Annotated in this window: 16 protein-coding genes; 5 read left to right on the top strand and 11 right to left on the bottom strand. The window is 45.2% G+C overall.

What is annotated here, in order from left to right; genetic code table 11:
• Position 1: 1 nt before the first annotated feature.
• Positions 2-868, top strand: a complete 867-nt coding sequence (locus ACN0W5_RS16900) for an SDR family NAD(P)-dependent oxidoreductase (RefSeq protein WP_417455258.1) — start codon at positions 2-4, stop codon at positions 866-868.
• Here the strand turns inward: ACN0W5_RS16900 and ACN0W5_RS16895 are convergent.
• Entirely contained in the window at positions 860-1,276 is a 417-nt protein-coding gene (locus ACN0W5_RS16895; RefSeq protein WP_417455257.1) for a PilZ domain-containing protein, read from the bottom strand. The genes ACN0W5_RS16900 and ACN0W5_RS16895 overlap by 9 nt on opposite strands.
• A gap of 232 nt (positions 1,277-1,508) precedes the next feature.
• Between ACN0W5_RS16895 and ACN0W5_RS16890 the strand changes: the two genes are divergently transcribed.
• Positions 1,509-2,549 carry a lipid II:glycine glycyltransferase FemX gene (locus ACN0W5_RS16890; RefSeq protein WP_417455256.1) on the top strand — a complete coding sequence of 347 codons (1,041 nt, stop codon included), beginning with the start codon at positions 1,509-1,511 and terminating at the stop codon, positions 2,547-2,549.
• Between the two features lie 125 nt (positions 2,550-2,674).
• On the opposite strand, the gene ACN0W5_RS16885 is transcribed toward ACN0W5_RS16890, so the two are convergent.
• Positions 2,675-4,069 (bottom strand): YeeE/YedE family protein, encoded by a 1,395-nt coding sequence (locus ACN0W5_RS16885; protein WP_417455255.1) that lies wholly within the window; start codon positions 4,067-4,069, stop codon positions 2,675-2,677.
• A gap of 92 nt (positions 4,070-4,161) precedes the next feature.
• Here ACN0W5_RS16885 and ACN0W5_RS16880 point away from each other — a divergent pair, with 92 nt between their 5' ends.
• Positions 4,162-5,559: a tetratricopeptide repeat protein gene (locus tag ACN0W5_RS16880; RefSeq protein WP_417455254.1), complete on the top strand. Its 1,398-nt coding sequence runs from the start codon at positions 4,162-4,164 to the stop codon at positions 5,557-5,559.
• A 6-nt stretch (positions 5,560-5,565) separates the two neighbouring features.
• Here ACN0W5_RS16880 and ACN0W5_RS16875 read toward each other — a convergent pair whose 3' ends face one another.
• The 3 genes from ACN0W5_RS16875 to ACN0W5_RS16865 form a co-directional block, all read right to left on the bottom strand.
• Positions 5,566-6,897 carry an NAD(P)/FAD-dependent oxidoreductase gene (locus ACN0W5_RS16875; RefSeq protein ID WP_417455253.1) on the bottom strand — a complete coding sequence of 444 codons (1,332 nt, stop codon included), beginning with the start codon at positions 6,895-6,897 and terminating at the stop codon, positions 5,566-5,568.
• A 246-nt stretch (positions 6,898-7,143) separates the two neighbouring features.
• The gene (locus ACN0W5_RS16870) at positions 7,144-8,145 is read right to left on the bottom strand and encodes an alpha/beta hydrolase (protein WP_417455252.1); all 1,002 of its coding nucleotides are present in this window, start codon (positions 8,143-8,145) and stop codon (positions 7,144-7,146) included.
• A 27-nt stretch (positions 8,146-8,172) separates the two neighbouring features.
• The gene (locus ACN0W5_RS16865) at positions 8,173-9,417 is read right to left on the bottom strand and encodes an OpgC family protein (RefSeq protein ID WP_417455251.1); all 1,245 of its coding nucleotides are present in this window, start codon (positions 9,415-9,417) and stop codon (positions 8,173-8,175) included.
• Between the two features lie 277 nt (positions 9,418-9,694).
• Between ACN0W5_RS16865 and ACN0W5_RS16860 the strand changes: the two genes are divergently transcribed.
• Together ACN0W5_RS16860 and mdoH are read left to right on the top strand one after the other, a co-directional pair.
• Positions 9,695-11,260 carry a glucan biosynthesis protein gene (locus ACN0W5_RS16860; RefSeq protein ID WP_417455250.1) on the top strand — a complete coding sequence of 522 codons (1,566 nt, stop codon included), beginning with the start codon at positions 9,695-9,697 and terminating at the stop codon, positions 11,258-11,260.
• Positions 11,261-11,275: 15 nt separating this feature from the next.
• Positions 11,276-13,120 (top strand): glucans biosynthesis glucosyltransferase MdoH, encoded by a 1,845-nt coding sequence (gene mdoH / locus ACN0W5_RS16855; protein WP_417455249.1) that lies wholly within the window; start codon positions 11,276-11,278, stop codon positions 13,118-13,120.
• Positions 13,121-13,200: 80 nt separating this feature from the next.
• Here mdoH and ACN0W5_RS16850 read toward each other — a convergent pair whose 3' ends face one another.
• The 6 genes from ACN0W5_RS16850 to ACN0W5_RS16825 form a co-directional block, all read right to left on the bottom strand.
• The gene (locus tag ACN0W5_RS16850) at positions 13,201-14,088 is read right to left on the bottom strand and encodes a DMT family transporter (RefSeq protein WP_417455248.1); all 888 of its coding nucleotides are present in this window, start codon (positions 14,086-14,088) and stop codon (positions 13,201-13,203) included.
• A 42-nt stretch (positions 14,089-14,130) separates the two neighbouring features.
• Positions 14,131-15,003 (bottom strand): ABC transporter permease, encoded by an 873-nt coding sequence (locus tag ACN0W5_RS16845; RefSeq protein WP_417455247.1) that lies wholly within the window; start codon positions 15,001-15,003, stop codon positions 14,131-14,133.
• 67 nt (positions 15,004-15,070) lie between these two features.
• Positions 15,071-16,018 carry an ABC transporter permease gene (locus ACN0W5_RS16840; protein ID WP_417455246.1) on the bottom strand — a complete coding sequence of 316 codons (948 nt, stop codon included), beginning with the start codon at positions 16,016-16,018 and terminating at the stop codon, positions 15,071-15,073.
• A gap of 2 nt (positions 16,019-16,020) precedes the next feature.
• Entirely contained in the window at positions 16,021-16,797 is a 777-nt protein-coding gene (locus ACN0W5_RS16835; RefSeq protein ID WP_417455245.1) for an ABC transporter ATP-binding protein, read from the bottom strand.
• Positions 16,790-17,602 (bottom strand): ATP-binding cassette domain-containing protein, encoded by an 813-nt coding sequence (locus tag ACN0W5_RS16830; RefSeq protein WP_417455244.1) that lies wholly within the window; start codon positions 17,600-17,602, stop codon positions 16,790-16,792. Before ACN0W5_RS16830 ends, ACN0W5_RS16835 begins: the two co-directional genes overlap by 8 nt.
• Positions 17,592-19,157, bottom strand: a complete 1,566-nt coding sequence (locus tag ACN0W5_RS16825) for an ABC transporter substrate-binding protein (RefSeq protein WP_417455243.1) — start codon at positions 19,155-19,157, stop codon at positions 17,592-17,594. Before ACN0W5_RS16825 ends, ACN0W5_RS16830 begins: the two co-directional genes overlap by 11 nt.
• Positions 19,158-19,267 lie beyond the last annotated feature (110 nt).

Raw genomic sequence — 19,267 nt, 5'->3', positions numbered from 1 at the left:
CATGACAAAAATAATTTTACTCACTGGCGCAACGGACGGTATTGGTTATGAAACAGCAAAAATATTGGCCAACCAAGGTCATACCCTTTTGATCCACGGTCGAAGTGAAACAAAACTAACCAACACAAAAAACAAGCTTGAGAAACTTGGCAGCACAGGGGTTATCGAAACATATTGTGCTGATCTTTCAAATATGCAGGATGTGGTTTCCCTTGCAAACGCAATCAAATCCAAACACTCAAAGCTAGACGTACTGATCAATAATGCAGGTGTTTACAAGATCCCTAATACGAAGTCTGAAAGTGGCCATGATATTCGCTTTCTCGTCAATACCATTGCCCCCTATCTCTTAACGACAGAACTATTAACACTTATCCCTTGCTCAGGACGCGTCGTGAACGTTTCATCAGCGGCACAATCATCTGTAGATTTAAAAGCCATTGTCGGTGAAATTTCTCTTACAGATGAACAGGCCTACGCCCAAAGTAAACTCGCTATGATCATGTGGTCATTTTACCTAGCACAGCAACTAGGCAGCAGAGGATCTGCCATCATTACTGTCAACCCAGCCTCATTCCTTGCAAGCAAAATGGTCAAGGAAGCATATGGCATACAAGGTAATGATTTAAGTATCGGAGTTGATATCCTTGTACAGGCTGCCCTCGGCAGCGAATTCAATGAAGCAACTGGACGCTATTTCGACAATGACAAAAAGAGCTTTTCCAGCCCTCACCCCGATGCACTTGATATTCGCATAAATGAAAAACTGATTGCAGTCATGGGTAATGTAATTGACAAGTTATTAAAAAACAAAGGTCACATGGGATTTGCAAATTCACGAACACTCGAAACCTCTAATCTATCGTAACCGCCCCAGAACGATCTTTTCCAACGTATTAAAGTCTTTGTTGCCAATTTTCACAAAACGAGCGCCGAGTTTGCCGTGATCTGTATCTGCGCGGCGGATTTCGATATCAATCAAAAAGGGATCGGCCTTTTTTAAAAGAATTTCGAGGCTGACGATATCACCGACTTTCAGGCCCAACCCTTCGATATCCAGCTTTTCGCCATCATCAACGATGACGTCCATATCGCCGTATTCTTCAAGGTCGGTTTCTTCCCCTTTGATGCCGACACCACCGGGACTAATATCGTTAATGGTCACGCGCACACCCTTGAGAAGAGCTTCTATCCCCTTCAGCTTTGCGGCAAGGTTCACTGCGCGGCGATGATCGCGTCTTCTTTCTTTGTTATAAACCGCTACTACCTTCGCCATAAAACCTTGTATCCCTTTTGATAGTCACCCAACCTAACTCTTCCTTAGCGTTGTTTCATCGTTCGTGTAGGTCGCCTACACGTTTCTAAGTAAAAGCTAGGTTTAATAACTATGGTTGTTGAACTTATGTAATAATAGCACGAATATATCGGGAAATCATTTACAAAGCCATAGATAAAGCATTATGGATAATAGATGATTCATAAAAAAATTAGCGAACAACTGTTCTTATATGCCTCAAAAATCGCAAAAAAAATTAACGCCACAAAAACCAGTCGCCAAAGCATCTAGCTCATCACCGGACGCAAATCTATTAGCTATCAAATGGAATGACGTTTCCGTGCGCCAATGGCGGGACCTTGTGCGCAAGGCGGGGCAATCAAACCTATTGCAAAGCTGGCCCTATGCACAAGCTGTCTTGGTAACCGAACGTCTGGTCGGCAAGTTTGCCACAATTTATTGGCAGGGTCGTGTTGTTGGCATCTGTCAGGTGCTGGAACAGCGATTACTCGGCATTTTTCAAAAGGTTCGGCTCTATCGCGGGCCGCTGTGGCTTGAACCCGATCTTCCGCAAGAAGTTCACGAATTTTTCTGGGCGGAAATTCAAAAACGCTACCCATCGCGTCCCTGGCGGTTTCGGTACTTCCTGCCCGAAATGCCGGATACCGAAGCAAACCGTGCAATGTTGGCAAAATTTGGCCTCAACCGAATTCAGACCGATGGCTATTCATCGATTTGGCTGGACCTGAGACAGCCCGAAGAAGTCTTACGCGCGAACCTGAAACAGAACTGGCGCAATACCCTTAATCAATCCGAGAAGAAAAGCCTCTCGCTGGAATTGGACACTGAGGGAAAACACCTGAACTGGCTGTTAAAACTCAGCGAGATGGACAAGATCCTCAAGGAATTCAAAGGCCCAAGCCCCGCCTTGGTCGCGCACCTGAAACGCTTCACAAAAGACCGAGGCGAATTCCTGTTGATGCGGGCATTGCAAGGTGGGCCAAACCGAGAGGAAAACAGAGAAGCCGTCGGGGCCATCCTATTGTTCCAGCACGAAGGCAGTGCAACCTATCTGGTGGGCTGGAATTCGCAAGAAGGGCGCGATGCCCGTGCGCACAACTACTTGTTATGGAATGCCTTACTGGAACTGAAAAAGCGCGACGTCAAATGGCTCGACCTCGGCGGGATCAACCCCAATGATGCCAAGGGCGTGACCTTCTTCAAAAAAGGCCTCGGCGGAGATCCCTTCACCCTCGTCGGCAGCTACAACTAGTCGTTATAACGACAACTTTTCCGTCTATTTACTATTCAATAGTTGCTATACTTGATTTCTGTTCAAGGCGTGAAGAGAGACGTGTAGGCGACCTACACGAACGATGAAACAACGCAAAACAGGAATTAAGTAGAGTAACTATAGGCTTTTCGGATGCGGACGCCGATCATATTCCCGGCTAAGGCCGCAAAGAGCCACACCCAGCCGTGCACACTACCCGATGCTACACCGCTGAAAAAAGCACCGATGTTACAGCCATAGGCCAAGCGGGCACCGTAGCCTAACATCAAACCGCCGATCAGGGCCGTAAGAATACCTTTGGTGGTGACGTTCTGCGATTTGCCAAACTTTCCTGCAAGCACCGCCGCGCTCATGGCACCTGCCACGATACCGATGTTGGTTGCAGAGGCATCGCTTTTGAAGAGTGATCTATCAAGAGTCGCCATCCGGCCTGACCAATAGGGAATGTCGGACAGATCCGCGCCGAAGAAAGACACCATCTTGCCGCCCCACAGGGTAATACCAGATGTAATCCCCCACGGGTGCCCCAACAACGCCAGCATCGCGAAGTTCAACAGAGCCAATGCCACCGCGCCGAGCACAAGCGGCCACGGACCTTGGGTTATCCGTTGGAATAAAGGTGTTTTGGATGTGTCCTCTGCCTCGTTTACCAGAAAACTTCTGTTTTCGACCCTGCGGACAAAGAGATAGAGCAAGGCAAAGACAATCAGGTGCAAGACCAAAGCCTGTTCCCATCCCCAGAGGGTCACCATGGAAACCGCTTTCCACTTTGGCAGTGTGTGCCAGAACGGCAAGTGCACTGTCGCAATAACCGACCCCAACATAAAGGTGATCAAGGTCACCACCATACGGATGCTACCACCGCCTACCGTAAAGAGCGTACCACTGGCACAGCCACCCGCGATTTGCATGCCGATGCCAAAAACAAAGGCCCCGACCACAACACCCGTTCCCGCCGGCGCCACAAAACCCGATGCCCTGTGCCCCAGAATAGTGCCGCTATCGAGTACCGGAAAGAAAAGCGTGACCACAACGGCAAGCATGACAATCTGTGCCTTGAGCCCTGCCCCCCAGCCCTCTGTCAAAAAACGTCGCCATGCCGAGGTAAACCCGAAAGCCGCGTGATAAAGGCTAATGCCAAGGGCTATGCCCAACCCTGTTGCGATGGCTGGCCGTTGGCCCATATAAAAATACAACACAACAAGCGACAGCAAAGAAATTACTAATGGTAAGTACTTGCTTGAAAAGAGTGTATAACTTGATTGCACTTGCATTAAAGGGTCCATTGAATGGGTTTGTATAAACCATGTCTTGTCGATTTTGAGCCTATAATACCTATCCAGTAACTCTTTTCCTTTCACAATTTTGTCAGAAGGCTGTGTCCGGCCTGTGAACGGCGTTTGAGCGCAGAGACAAAAAGCAGAGCTATTCTGCTGCTTTGGGCCAGCACACGCCCCATCACGGTGATCACAACTACCTAAAACGCTAAGGTTTGACATCTTTTGAGCACTGGAAATTGCCCCCCAATGCATGCCATATGGAATTTAAGAATTTAAAAATCGCCGTATGAAAATTGCTATGGAGGCACCTCGTGTTGTTTGATTGTCGTGGACACGCAGTAACAGCTTTGAATCAAAACGCCGTTGATCATTTTGACAATACAGTCTCCCTCTTTCTCGCCCATTCAAAGAAAACACCTGACGCTCTCGGCCTGACATTGGCCGCTGATCCGCAAATGGTTCTGGCGTTGATTGCCAAGGGTTTTTTCTACAAGATGCTGGCCAAGGTCGAAACAGATCCCGTTGCGTTGGAATCTCTGTTCAAAGCAAAGCTATCAGTCAGAGAACGCGGTGCAAGCCACCGCGAAAGCGAGCTGCTAACTGCTCTGGAAGAATGGTGTTACGGCAACCTCGACAAAGCAATCGTCAGACTTGATGCCTTGCTTGATGATTATCCGCTTGACGCCCTGAGCGTAAAAATTACCCACGCCTGTCAATTTATTCGCGGGCAAAACCATGGTATGCGGGCCTCGACCACGAAGATCATGAACGCATGGAACGAAGGCGTGCGCGATTACGGCTTTATTCTGGGATGTCACAGCTTTGGTCTGGAAGAAACCGGATCTTATGCAGAGGCAGAAAAAACCGGCAAGCGCGGTGTCGAGATCGCCCCGAACGATGCATGGGGCACCCATGCAGTCGGCCACGTACTAGAAATGTCCAACCGCCCGTCCGAGGGTATTAGCTGGCTGAAACAGTACCAAAACGAGTGGGAGAACTGTAACAACTTCTCTTACCATATGCATTGGCACAAAGCGCTGTTCCATCTGGAACTGGGCCAAAAAGACGAAGTGCTGCGCCTGTACGATTCCTATATTCGCAAGGATCACACCGACGACTTTCGTGATATCAGCAACGCAGTCTCCCTGCTCTATCGTCTAGAGCTAGAGGGCGTCAACGTCGGCAATCGCTGGGAAGAAATGGCGAAGCTATCCGCCAACCACGTCAACGACCACAGTCTGGCCTTTGCCGATGCACACTATCTGCTCGCGATCCTGAGCAGCGGGAACACCAAAGCAGCCGATGCCTTTATCGAAACCATGCGTGAAAAAGCACAAGGTGAAGGAACAGCACAGGAAATCTTCCGCAACTATGGCATGCCCCTGGCAAAAGCCATTCATGCCTGCAAGACCGGAAACGATGCGCAGTGTGTTGATCACCTCTTGCCCGTCTTTGATGATCTGCAAGAAATCGGCGGCAGCCACGCCCAGCGTGATGTGTTCCACAGGCTGTTGATCGACGCCTCTATCCGCTCACAGCGCTATAGCACCGCCAAAAACCTTCTCGAAACCCGCCTACAACAACGCCCAGAAAACCCCTGGGCCTTAAAGAGACTGGCAAAAATCCCTGAAATATATGAAACAGTAGAAACAGATGAAGCACCAACACAAACCGTGAATAGACAACAGAATATCGAGTTGGTTTCCTAAATTTAATCAGGCAGACATGCTTAGTTCAATCGGCGATCCATCGTGAAACCGATCAAGTCTAAAACGGCTTAGATCATATTCCATGGGTCGCCCACATATCAGATCAGCAACAACCTTGCCCATTCCCGGACCAATACCAAAGCCATGGCCACTCAAGCCAGAAACCATATAAAAACCATCTATGTGATCAGCTTGCGAAACAATTGGTAAAACATCTGGCGTGGTCTCGATCATACCCGCCCAACTCTCTACAAAAGCGGCATTTGCCAATTCAGGCACATGGGACTTTAGAGCTTCACGCATTTGTTTAAGAATGTTTTCATCTGGTTTGGGGTTTAGAACTCTGTTTTTTTCAAATGGCGATATCTTAGTCGGATTATTTTTAACCCGATGACCGACTTCATTAAAAAAAGATCGGTCAAACTTTAAAGAAACGTCCCGATAAGATTTTTTCATCAAAGGTAAAAACTTGGAAAAATACCTGAAACTATCAGGTGTAATTGAATGAGATGTTTGATCAGCAAGGGCAATACTGTACCCCCCATCTATTCTTTTTCGAAAAGCAATATTTTCTGATACTGCATTCCCTTCGAAAAACCCCCTAACAGGTTCAGTACGAGCAACGGTTCCCTTAACTTTCAACTGAGGCAGAGATATATTATGGAAACCCGCAAAAAGAGAGGACCACGCACCCGCTGCAGATACAACCTGTGCGGCGTTTACACGCCCCAATTCAGTATAGACACCGGATAGTTTTCCCGCCATGACATCCAAGGAACGAACGGCGCAATTTTCAATAATTGTTACACCGAGACCTTGAGCCGCAGAGGCAAGTCGTGGAACAGCAATCAAAGGCTCTGCCCGGCCATCAGAGGAAGTATAGATCGCACTCTTCCAATACTTGTTTTCTTGGCCTAACAGGGATTGAACTTCCCGCCCGCTTAATGACTTTGTATCAAGACTATGTTGACGTGCAATATCAATCCAACCCTCGTTTTCTTGCTCCATCGCATCAGTTTCAGCAAGATAAAGACAGCCACATTGACGAAAACCAAGATCCTCACCAATTTCCTCAGCCAGCCCTCGCCATATACGCAGGCTTTCTTTCATAATGGGTAATTCAGAACTATGACGCCCTTGTTGACGTACCCACCCCCAGTTACGACTGGATTGCTCGCCTGCTACCCGCCCCTTCTCGCAAACCAGAACTTTCTTTCCCTGCTTCGCCAAGAAATAAGCGATAGAGATACCGATAATGCCTGCGCCAATAACGACGACATCAACATGTTTGGGAATTTGATCGTTAAAAGTAATTGGAGAGTTTTCATTTAAAATCATTGGAATAAGCGCACCCGTTAACAAAACCCAATGAATCTATAAACTTAAACACGAACTAAGAACAGCAAAAATCGTTTAACTTTCCCGACAGGAATAGTTACTGAATTTATATCCTTGGTATTATTCTAATAAGGTTTATATCCTTGGTATTATTCTAATATTGGGAAAAATCGACCAACGTAGAACAGTATAAAACGGTTGGTAAAATCATAAAGTTCACTTCCCTCTGCAATCAGGCACTTTACCTTAAGAACACAAAAAAGAGTTTCTGTCTGCTGTCGCTGTCGGGATGATATTATTGTTTTCTGAATTTACCCCCGCAGTATCATCACGAGTTTCCTTTAGAAGCTTTTGGGTTTTTTCTGATTTTTCGGCTTTAAACTTGCTATCTATAAAAACCAACGCCTGTTCAATCTCCTCTCGCCATAGCTTCCATGTGTGATTACCATTGGTTATCCGTAGCTCGGATGGAAGCTTCCTACTCTTGAGTTCTTTATAGAGCGCAAATGTGCCTTCGTAGAGACCAAACCAGTCATCATCTCCGACCGTTAGATACGTATGGGGAAAGCTTTCTGGCTTTGCCCTTTGTAGGGCAGTAAAGACGTTTTCCCGATTAAAGATCTCAACAGAAAAAGGATCGCCAAAGGCACCGGCAAAAAGCTTTATCTGAACCGGTTTAAAGCTGTCCACGCTATCAATATTAGGGAAAATAGCTGGGCTTAAAGCAGCAACCGCGACATAGTTTCCCGATTTTTCAAACGCAAACTTCAACGCCCCATATCCCCCCATAGATAATCCGGCAATGGCGCGTTTTTCTTTGGAAACTTTGTTTGCCAAAAGGTCTTCCATCACCACAGGAAACTCTTGTCCAAGTCCGGACTGAAAGGCCCCATATTTTTCAGAATTAAGATACCAAGATTTTCCAGCAGCGGGCATCACGACGATCAAAGGATTAATAACCTTATCAGCGATCAAACGATCCAATGTCTTAGCAACCTGTCCGGCTTTCAACCAGTCTTCATGGGACCCACCATACCCATGTAAAAGATAAAGAACGGGGTATAAGCGGTTATTAACACAATATTTTTCAGGAAGATAAAGCGAATATTCTAACGGATTTTTGAAACTCGACAGAGTAACGTTCTGCCCCTTGATCACGAGACCTTGCGCAAAGGCTGTTAAGGGCCACAACATCCCAAAACAGATGGTTCCAATCCCTGCAAAAAACAATTTAAGTGCGTTACGCAAGTGCCCCCCGATCAACGAAATATTTGATTATTCTGCAGGCTGTGCCACAGTCCTGTTCAAATGAGTTTCTGGTTTTGTCTCTGTCTGGGTAGGCTTATTTGGGGCCTGCCGCCACGGGGATGATTTCACCCACCCCATCAGATAGGCATAGCCAATTAAGATCGACATTCCAGAGAGATTCACAATGGTTAGACCCAAGGCATCGCGACCAATCTGATCCAGAACAATACCGCCTATCCATGACAAAGTCATGCCCAATAAAAAAACAGGTAGAGCCTGTTGTCCGCATTTGATCAAGGGCTTGAAATAGCGGTGTCTCAGGATCTGTTCCCGCCCTTTCAGCAAGGTCACGCAAATATACGCGAGCGCCAAAAAGTGTAACCAGCGTAAAAGCCCAAAGTTGGTTTTATTAAAACCAAGAACGAGTTCGGTGCGGATATCTTTTAATTCTGGTACCGCCCGCATAATCGGCCAGTTACTGATCGGAACCAATGCTAACACAAAAATAATGCAGACAATGAGCAGCCACTTGTTTGCGGGTGGTGCCTTGATCCAGCCCGCAGAGATTGCAAAGCCTGTAAAAAACAGCAGCTGCCACGTCAGCGGATTGAAAAACCAAGGGCGATCAGAAAAAGGTTCCGCGGGAAATTCGAGCTGCCACTGCCAGCTTGCCGCATACAAAGCGATCGAGAAAACCGGGACTAGGTAGGGGTGAACCCTTGCCAGAAGAATAACCACAGGGACAAGCGCCAAAACCCCGATATACATTGGCATGATATCAAAAAAATTCGGTACATAAGTCAGGGTAAACAAAGCCCCAAGGGCTTCGGTCGTGTTATCAAAGAAATAAGGCAAGTTCAACTTGGCTATATAGTTGAAATCAACATAGTATGCAGTCGCAATGGCACAGACCGTCGCCAGTACAAAGAACAAGCCCAAATGCGCCACATATAGCTGAACACAACGAATGACGATGCGCATAGTTCCCATAAAAAATCCGGACCGGCGAAAGGTACCCCCAAAGGCAATTGCCGCCGCAAAGCCCGAACAGAAAACAAACATTTCAGCCGCATCACTGGGCCCAAATCGTGCAGGGATGAATTTTGCCCAAAAATTACCGGGCACATGAGCGACAAAAATAATCAGCATGGCAACGCCCCGGAAAAAATCCAACCGAGGATCACGCTCTTTTTTCCCAGTCCCGATAGTTTGGGCAGCTTGAGCTGCAGGACTTAACTTATTTTCTGTTGGTAGATCGTTCGCTTTGTACATGCGCTCTTTGTCCGGCCGATTCATAATTCGTAAAAAGAGGTCTCTATATTGAAAATGATACCTGATCAACCACAGGTACAGTAAACCCTGTTCGCGAACTTGTGATGAGGATTGTATATCCCTTCACTTTTGGAAAGCTTACAACAAACCAATCTGTTATGGAGAGGCACAAATCATAATAAGGTAAAAAAAATGCAATGACACAGAAATATCCCTTGAAAAACTATTACATTTCAGCGACTTCCTCTGTATTAATTTAAACTTGAACCATTGCACAATGAACCGTAGAAAATTCCTTCTTTCCTCTATCGCGCTCTCTACCACAGGGTTAATCCCCGGTGTGATTTCGCGTCCTTTTGCCAGTAACACCACTGCCAAGGACGTTACCCATTATGACGATGTCATAGAAAAAGCACAGATTTTATCGCAAACGGCCTACAACAACCCCGAAAGCACCATAAGTGATTTTTGGAAAAGTATGTCCGTCGAAGAGTTTTCCAAAATTTATTACAACCCGAACAAACCACTTTGGAATGACGGCGGCCCCTATCAGCTACAGTTTTTCCACCCCGGTGGCCCCTGGTTCCACCATACGGTTGATATCAACCTACAGGAAAGTGGCGAAGAAAAAGGCCAGACAATCCAGCCCGGCATGTTTTGGTACGAAGGAAAGCAACCTGCATCATCAGATATGGAAGATCTGCACTTTGCTGGCTTTCGGGTTCATCACCAGCTCAACAGCGAATATTATGATGAACTGATCTCCTTCCTTGGATCCAACTATTTCCGCGTTTTAGGCCAAGGACAGCAATACGGCCTTTCGATTAGAGGGTTGGCAATTGATACAGCAGAACCGACAGGGGAAGAATTCCCCCTATTCAAAGAATTCTGGTTAGAAAGACCAGACAAAGACTCTGATAAAAATGACCTCGTCATCATGGCGCTGATGGATAGTCCAAGTGTATCCGGCGCTTATCGTTTCACAATCCAACCGGGCAAAGACACCGTTGTTGATATTGATGTTTCTCTTTTTGCCCGCAAAGACATCAAGAAACTTGGTCTAGCACCTTTAACAAGTATGTTCCTGTTTGGTGAAAACACCAAGGGTCTGGATGATTACAGACCTGAAGTACATGATTCAGACGGCTTGATGGTCTGTACATCTTCTGACGAATGGATCTGGCGTCCATTAGCCCGACGTAAAAACGTCACTATTTCTGCTTTTGTAGGTGAAAATACGAATGGCTTTGGCCTTTCACAACGTGATAAAGATTTTAATCATTACGGTGATCTGGAATCCCGATACCAAAAACGCCCGAGCATTTGGATAGAACCCAAACAGAACTGGGGGCACGGTCATGTAGAATTGGTTGAAATTCCTTCGGACCTGGAAACGACAGACAACATTGTCGCCTATTGGGTTTCTGACAAACAAATGAAGGCTGGCGGTTCGTTGCAATACGGCTATCGATTGACCAGCTATCTGGAATCAGAACAATGGCCGCCCGCCGGAAAGTCAATGAGTACTCGCGAAGGCCCCGCCAACAGAGCAGGGTTTTCCTATGGACATAGTGCTCAGGCCCGTTTTTTTGTTGTGGAATTTGAAAGTACTGAACTGAATGATCTACCCGCTGATAGTCCTCTTGAGGCCATATTCGAGTGTCAGGCTGGAAATATATACGACGTAAAAACGTTTAAAAATACAGAAAACAAGCTGTGGCGTGTCGAGTTCAACATGGAACCGGAAAACGACCAACCTTGTGATTTACGCGGGTATCTGAAGCTTGGCGATCGCGCCCTGACAGAAACCTGGACTTACCTCTATACAACTAGATATGCCTAAGGCTGGATAAACTTAATGAGCCATCAAACCAACAAACCTTGCAAGATTGACGTCGCGGTTACAAAGCGTCGACGCAGATCTCTGCTTCTCTTGTTGCTCAGCCTGACCGTCGGTGCCCTTAGTACAAACTTGGCACTCAACCTTTTCGAAAACGGATTAAGCCTGCTCGAAGGGGTTTATGTCCTTCTTTCAACCATTGCCTTTCTTTGGATCAGTCAGTCTTTCTGGACCTCTGTTATCGGCTTTGTCATTCGCGCTTTTCATAACACAAATGCTGCTAAAACTGTGACACCCATTGCCCGGGATCTGGACCATACTGCTGCCCCGAAAGGTAAAGTTGCCGTGGTTATGCCTGCCTATAACGAAGATCCTGAATTGGTTTTTCTGGGAATGGAACAAACACTTCGGTCTGTGCTAGCAACGGGACACGGTAATGCGTTTGAATTCTTCCTTTTAAGCGATACAACAGATCTTTCCATTGCAGCCCAAGAAGAAACATTGGCCCAGAAATTAATGCATCGCTATGCCTTGCAGGGAAAGTTTCACTATCGTCGCCGAGAAAAGAACACCCATCGTAAAGTTGGCAACATCAAAGATTTCTGTGATCGTTGGGGCGCTTCTTTCGACTATATGGTTGTATTGGATGCCGATAGTATCATGTCGGGTGAAACAATCCTGAACATGACCAGAATGATGGATAACAATCCAAGCACTGGTCTGATACAGGCATTACCCCGCGCCATGGGACAAAAAACCCTGTTTGGCCGCCTCACTCAATTCAACATCCGATTAACCGGCGAGCTGTTCACAACCGGCCTTAGTTACTGGACCATGAATGATGGTAACTACTGGGGCCATAATGCTATCGTTAGAATTGCGCCATTTATTGAACACTGTGAACTTCCCATTCTTTCAGGTAAAGGCCCGCTATCAGGCGAAATTCTAAGCCATGATTTTGTCGAAGCTGCCTTTTTACGTCGTGCAGGACAAGACGTCTGGATATACCCAGAAGGCACAGGCAGTTATGAACAAGTGCCAACCAACATTTTGGATCACATTATTAGGGATCAGCGTTGGTGTCAGGGTAATTTCCAGCACATGCGTCTTGTATCAGAAAAAGGGCTTAAAAAGGTAAGCCGTATCCACATGCTTATGGGTGCGATGAGCTACGGATCATCTTATCTCTGGATGTTGCTGCTGTTAATGAGTGCCTTTTTGGTGACCGAGCGGACGATGCCGATCAGTCCTGTTATTCCACTGCCCTATGAATGGTCAATGCTGACACCCTACACAGCATCCCCTCTAACTTTGTTTATCATTGTTATGAGTATGCTGTTTATGCCAAAAATACTTGCACTTTTTCTGGCCTATAAAGATGCATCCGCATACGGTGGGGCATTCAAGCTTACATTAAGTTGTATTCTAGAGATGGTCTTCTCTGCAATTTCAGCACCTGTTATCATGATATTCCATGTTCGCATTATTTCAGCCCTTCTGGTGGGTAAAACGGTGCAATGGAATGCACAGAGCAGAAGTGGCCGAAGTATTCCATGGAAAGAAGCTTTCAAACAACATCAGGCACACTTACTTGCCGCTGCGGTCCTCGGATCTGTCTATCTAAATCAAGCTCCAGAACTGTTACTATGGCTGGCCCCAATCCTCACCGGTCTGATCTTTGGTGCTCCATTAGCCGTTGCCTTTGGGCAAGAAAAGATTGGTTTGTTTTTGCAGCGGCACGGTATTCTTCTGATCCCAGAGGAAACCAGGCCGCCCGAAGAATTACCATTAATCTTTACACAAAACATACAGGAAAGCAGCCCATTAGGTTCGACAGAACTTTCCCCTAAAGCTGCCGAGTAAAGTCCCCTTTATCTCATAAAACAAACAGCCCGGATTGATTATCAATCCGGGCTGTTTGTTTATAAGCTGGGATATCTAGATCAAGTGGCTTTTACGTCCTTCTTTTTATCCTTGAATGCAACAAAAGCAGTAGCAAACAGAATAAAACAACCTGCGATATAGAAATTATATCCCGGTATAATACTGAAGAAAAAGAAATCAGAAAAGACAGCAAAAATCAGTGACAGATACTCAAACGTCGCCAATTTCGATGCTTCACTGAACTGATAGCTGAGGGTCATCATAATATGTGCCACACCACCAGCAAGTCCGGAACCAATAAGCAGCATTAGTTGTGTGCTATCAGGGGTTGGCCATCCAAAGGGAAGAGTTGCCAAACCAGCAAGCGTACAAGTTAAAGCAAAATACAATGCAATTGCACCTGCGTTTTCAGTCAGGGCTAAACTGCGAATTTGAATTTTTGCAATTGCCGTAAATCCTGCCGTGGCAAACCCCAAGCCAACACCGATCAAATAACCCTGATCAACATCGAAACCATTTAATTGAGGCAAAATAAGCACCAGCATTCCAGCAAAACCAAAAACGACACCGACCCATCGCACCCCAGAAACGGCCTCACCAAGGACCAGCCTTGCCAATAGAACCGTCAGGATCGGCGCCAAATATCCGATGATGGTCGCATCGGCAATTGGCAGGTATTTCAGCGAAGCAAATGAAGTAAACATTGCAACACATCCAAAAAGACAACGTGCAACGTGCCCCCCCGGTCGTTTGGTTTTCAACCCTGATGGAAAATCACCTGTCATAAACAAAAAAATGACCAAAGGTATCAATGCAAAAGCACTTCGGTAGAAAACCGTTTGGCCAACAGGAAAATCTGTTGCGAGCATTTTTATGAAAAGGACCATAATCGTAAAAAATATTGTGGCACCTATTCGTAACGAAATGCCTTTAAAATCAGAACTCATTTTATTTTTTCCAAAGCCCGGTTATCTTTTTTTAAAGTAAGGCTATTTTTCCAAAGGTTGAAGATGATCACGTAGGTGATCCCCCATAAGATTAAGTGTTAAAACTGTTATTAAAACGGCAAGCCCCGGGAAAACCATGACATGGGGTGCCGTCAACATGTACGGCTTTCCATCCAAAAGCATCGCCCCCCATTCAGCTTGGGGAGGTTGCACACCAAAACCGAGAAAGCTTAAACCAGATATCGACAAGATTGTTCTGGACCACGAACTTGTCCAGACAACGACAACACTCAATACAATATTTGGAATATAGTGCCTTGTTAATATTAAAATATATGGAATTTTGTTTAACTTTGCCTGTAGAACATAGTCCTGTTGTTTCACATCATCGGTCAATGCCCGGACCAAACGGGCAAAACGCATCCAGCTCACAAGAATTAAGGCGATAACCATATTTACGGTATTCGGCCCCAGAACACCTGTAATCACGATTGCAGCAATTAATTCAGGGAATGCAAAAAAGCTATCTGTCACTCGCATACAAAAGCCATCGACAAAACGACCGAGAGACCCCGCGAGTAAACCAACAATTGTGCCGATAACGGCCCCTGTGGTTGACACGATCAATGCCAGCCCCACAGACCACCCCGCACCGTAAAGAATACGGGTCGCAATATCACGCCCCATCTGATCCGTTCCAAACCAATTTTGCCAGCTCGGTGAACTAAGACGATTTAAAAAATCGGTTTCTACGGGATCATAGGGCGTCAGGATAAAACCAAACAGAATTGCCCCGGCAAAAAGGGTAAAGATAGAAAAGATGAAATAGTGTTTTTTTAGAATAGTCTTTGTTTGAAGCCAGAATGAAAAAAAACTTTTAAAAAAGGTAGAATGGTTAAATGAGGAGACGTTCATGAAATAGCTCAATTTATAATCTTAGCCCGATAATTATCTTTGTTAGATTATTATCTTGGCCGGGGGATTATCTTTGTTGGGAAACAGGGTTCATAAACCATTGAAAAATTTCAACAGCACTATTTATCGTTACGTAAGTCACGGCAGAAAAAAGAACGATGCATTGAATAATGGGGAAATCCCTGCCCATCACGGAATGCACCAATAAGGAACCAATACCACCACGGGCAAAAACAACTTCGACAATCACCGCCCCTTCCAATAGGAAAGCCAGTTCTAGCCCCAACATTGTTACAAAGGGGACAAAAGCATGCCGAACAATATGACGGCAAAATAGCTCTTTTGAGCCAACACCCCTGATTTTCAAAGCCTCCAGGAAAGGCGCGGTACTTGCTTCGAGTAAAAAGGATCGGATCAAGCGAGTTTGAGAAGAAAGAACCCAGAAACCTAATGTAGAGGCTGGTAAAATCAAGTGTGCCAGACTTCCTGTGCCATAAGCAGGTAGCCATTGCAGGTTGGCAGCAAACACAAAGATAAAGATAAGGCCTAACCAATAAGATGGAATAGCGGCCCCTATGGATGACAAAGCTATCGCAAAACGATCAATAAAACTTTTAGGTTTCCACACTGAAATCAGACTGAGTGGGATTGCAACGGACATCCCGAGAAGAAGGGCAGAGAACGCCAGCTCCATTGTTTCCCACAACTGACTGACAAAAATCTCATCGACAGGTTCCTGAGAAATTAATGAAACGCCGAAATCCAGCTGAATAATATCTTGGGCCCAATAATAGAATTGTACAAATAAGGGTCTATCTATACCTGTCTCTAAGCGTATCTGCTCCACAAGTTCAGCAGATGCACTCCCTTCGCCAATATACCGCGCATTTGCAATGGCCAGCGCTTTGTCCCCTGGTGCATAATAATACAACAGAAATGTTAGAAAGGAGACGCAAAAAAGTACGAGTAACAGGCTAACGATCTTGATCGCAGCAACACGCATAAAGTTATTCAATGTTACGCCGCCTGAATTTCTTTTGTTTTTTTATGAGGTAATGATCCCAAGATATAAGCAGCTTCCAATAGCTCTTGGCCATAAGCACTTTCCGGCCTTTCGAAGAACAAGCCTACACCTTGATATTCCGCGACCTTTCCACGATTAAGGAGTAAAATTTTATCTGCATAATGTCGTGCAAACCCTAAATCATGGGTAATGAAAATATAGCTCAGTTCATTTTGTTTTTTTATACGCTCTAAAACTTGAGCTATCTGTTTTTGGATAATCGCATCCAATGCACTAAGGGGCTCATCGAAAAAGAGTATATCAGGTTTGGCAACAATAGCCCGGGCAATGCACACCCGTTGGGCTTGCCCTAAAGAAATCTGAGAAGGATACCTATTTTCCAAGCCGTCGGGTAATTCCACATCGTTTAAAGCTTGCTTGATAGCATGTTCGATCTCTGCTGCTTTTAAAGATGACCGATAAAGGCTTTCGGCAATAGAAATTTTTACTTTTTTACGCGGATTTAATGCAGCAATCGGATCTTGCATAACCATTTGGGTAGACGGCAATCCAATTTGAGAACTTTCAGGGCTTTGATAAACATGACCATTGAGCGATACGCTTCCCTGAGATAAGGGAATCAAGCCAAGAAGAGACCGGAGTAGTGTTGTTTTACCCGATCCACTTTCGCCAATAATACAAAGCGTTTCGCCATGACAAAGATCAAAATTAATATCCTCAAGAAGGCATTGATTTTGTATCTGCACCGATAAATTATTTACTTCAAGCATGCGCATGCCCCCAATGTCGATGTTTTACCAAGTTCGACGTGTAGGGATGTGACGGTGAATTCAGGATTTCATCGGTCATCCCCACCTCTATTAACTTTCCAGAAGATAAAACAGCTACACGATCAGCAAACTGGGTTGCTAAAGCCAAATCATGGGTCACCATCAACACAGAGATATTATGATCTCTCGCGACCTTTGTTACTTCAACCAAGGCCTTTGCAGCAATAATAGGATCCAAGGCAGACGTAGGTTCGTCCAGAATAATAATCTTAGGTTTTGCAATAAGAGCAAAGGCCAAAAGAAGCCGTTGTTGCATTCCTCTACTCCACTGATGTGGATATTTTTCATCAAAAGCTTTTAGCTTTAACTGAGATAAAATATTTTCGGAAAACGTCTTTTCCTCGGCCCCTTGTTCCTTATGAAGCAGAGTTCCTTTTAAAGCCCTCGCCCCTCGTAACGCCTGTGACCATTGCCATTTCAATCGCTTTAGTGGGTCCAGCCCAACACTGGGGTTTTGAGGCACATAGGCGATAGAACCTTTTACCAAAGACTCAGACGATCTATGGCTTGCAAGATCTTGTTGTTGTCCTTTGAATGTTAAAGAGCCTGAAACCTTGAAACCGTGGCTCGTCCCCCCCAGCAAACTTCTGAGAAGAGTGGTTTTCCCTGCCCCTGATTCCCCCACGATTGCAAGGGTTTCACCAGAAATAACATCCAGATTGATGCTGTCGATCAAAACCTGACCGTCATAAGTAACGGTCAGGCCAGATAACTCAACAATAGGGAGTGTTTCTTTACCCTTCAATGTCCAACTCCGGAGAAGCCAGGTACGTTTCAGCAGGGTGAATTCTATACCCTTTTACTTTACCGTTACCGACAGAAACCTGCGTTTTATGGAACACTGGAATTAAAGGAAGATCTTCGGCAATGATTTCCTGAATTTCATCATAAATGACCTTGCGCTTAACAGGATCAAACTCACCACGACCCTTTTCTAACAAGACATCAAGCTTAGGGTTATTATAGCCCGAGAAGTTATACCCGGCCTTGGAATCCAGCAATGTAGAAGGGAAATAATCCGGGTCTCCTTGAGGTGCGGTTCCCCATGCCTGTAAGTGCATTTGAATTTCACCCAACTTCAATGCGTCGTTATTGGCTTGGTATTCCCCCATAGAAATTTCAACTTGAAGACCCAATTTGCTTAAAAGTGCCTGTGTAACTTCAAGCGTTGGTTTTAGCGCAGGTCGTCCTTCATAGGACCGTAATTTAAGGACAATATTTTCACCATCTATTTCACGAATACCATCGTCGTTGGTATCTTTCAGTCCGGCATTATCAAGAATTTCAAGGGCTTTTTTGACATCATAAGGTGCCTCTATAGCTTTATTCACCCAAGACTTCATGGTTACGGGGAAAATAGAATGCGCAGGATCCCCCCCAACACCTGCCAAAGCCGCCTCGACGATCAAACCACGATCCAACCCCAAAGAAAGAGCCTGTCTTAGTTCTTTATTTGCCAAAGGTCCATCTGCGGTTCTAACCTGATAGAAAAACAATCGTGTCGTCGCCCCATCAAAACGTTGCCCCTGATTGCTTTTTTCCAGCGCAGCGAAATCTGGCTCAGAATAATTCGTGACAAGATCCACATCACCAGCTTGCAAAGCAAGTGCGGCAACCGACGCATCAGAAATGGCATCCATAATAATGCCGTCAAGTTTTGGTTTGCCGCCCCAATAATCAGCAAAGGCTTTGGTGTGATAATTTTTCTCAGCTTCAGCAGAAACAAAAACAAATGGTCCTGTACCGATAATCGGTAGCTTTTCAGTACCTTCTTTGATCACTGATGCTGTCGGCTCTGTCAGGGACCAGATAAAAGCTGAATTAGGCTCGTTCGTCTCAAAAACAAACGTTCGTTCATCTTTGATTGTAATCTTTTTGATATTCAACAATTTGATCAGGCGCGGGTTGTACGCAGCATGATCTTTGTCATTCAATTTTTGAAATGAATCTTTAACCTGTTCCGATGTTAATAGGCTACCATCATGGAACTTAACATTTTCACGTAATGTAAATTCCCATTGGGTTGGGCTAATATTACGATAACTTTCCGCTAGACGCGGAAACATTTTCATTTGGTAATCTAAACCAACCAATGTTTCAGAAACACCCGCCTTATTACTCAACCAGCCATTTTGACGTGCCCTTGGGTCTGGAACCGAGCTTTTCGGGCCAAAAGGCACAGCAATTGTTATTACTTTTTCTTGAGAATACGCAAAATTAATAGAGACCGGGCCAATCGTACCAGCAGTAAACACAATAAAACCGGACGCAAGAATGGCCCTTAATGATCTTTTTTTCATAACTATAAAGCCTATGAACAATTAGGGAACAATTAGGAGAAATCTGTAAAAACATCAATTCGTGTCTTCAGATCGGCAACATATACAAAACGTTATAACATAACAATTAA

Source organism: Kiloniella sp., from assembly GCF_048270245.1.
Classification (GTDB): Bacteria; Pseudomonadota; Alphaproteobacteria; order Kiloniellales; family Kiloniellaceae; genus Kiloniella.
The sequence above is the reverse complement of the archived record's forward strand: the minus strand, read 5'-3'. Positions and strand labels throughout refer to the sequence as shown.

Coding starts and splice junctions, on each gene's coding strand:
- ACN0W5_RS16865 (WP_417455251.1), bottom strand. CDS start 9,417: ATGTACAAAGCGAACGATCTACCAACAGAAAATAAGTTAAGTCCTGCA.
- ACN0W5_RS16875 (WP_417455253.1), bottom strand. CDS start 6,897: ATGATTTTAAATGAAAACTCTCCAATTACTTTTAACGATCAAATTCCC.
- ACN0W5_RS16835 (WP_417455245.1), bottom strand. CDS start 16,797: ATGCTTGAAGTAAATAATTTATCGGTGCAGATACAAAATCAATGCCTT.
- ACN0W5_RS16845 (WP_417455247.1), bottom strand. CDS start 15,003: ATGAACGTCTCCTCATTTAACCATTCTACCTTTTTTAAAAGTTTTTTT.
- ACN0W5_RS16825 (WP_417455243.1), bottom strand. CDS start 19,157: ATGAAAAAAAGATCATTAAGGGCCATTCTTGCGTCCGGTTTTATTGTG.
- mdoH (WP_417455249.1), top strand. CDS start 11,276: ATGAGCCATCAAACCAACAAACCTTGCAAGATTGACGTCGCGGTTACA.
- ACN0W5_RS16860 (WP_417455250.1), top strand. CDS start 9,695: ATGAACCGTAGAAAATTCCTTCTTTCCTCTATCGCGCTCTCTACCACA.
- ACN0W5_RS16890 (WP_417455256.1), top strand. CDS start 1,509: ATGCCTCAAAAATCGCAAAAAAAATTAACGCCACAAAAACCAGTCGCC.
- ACN0W5_RS16895 (WP_417455257.1), bottom strand. CDS start 1,276: ATGGCGAAGGTAGTAGCGGTTTATAACAAAGAAAGAAGACGCGATCAT.
- ACN0W5_RS16900 (WP_417455258.1), top strand. CDS start 2: ATGACAAAAATAATTTTACTCACTGGCGCAACGGACGGTATTGGTTAT.
- ACN0W5_RS16885 (WP_417455255.1), bottom strand. CDS start 4,069: ATGTCAAACCTTAGCGTTTTAGGTAGTTGTGATCACCGTGATGGGGCG.
- ACN0W5_RS16850 (WP_417455248.1), bottom strand. CDS start 14,088: ATGAGTTCTGATTTTAAAGGCATTTCGTTACGAATAGGTGCCACAATA.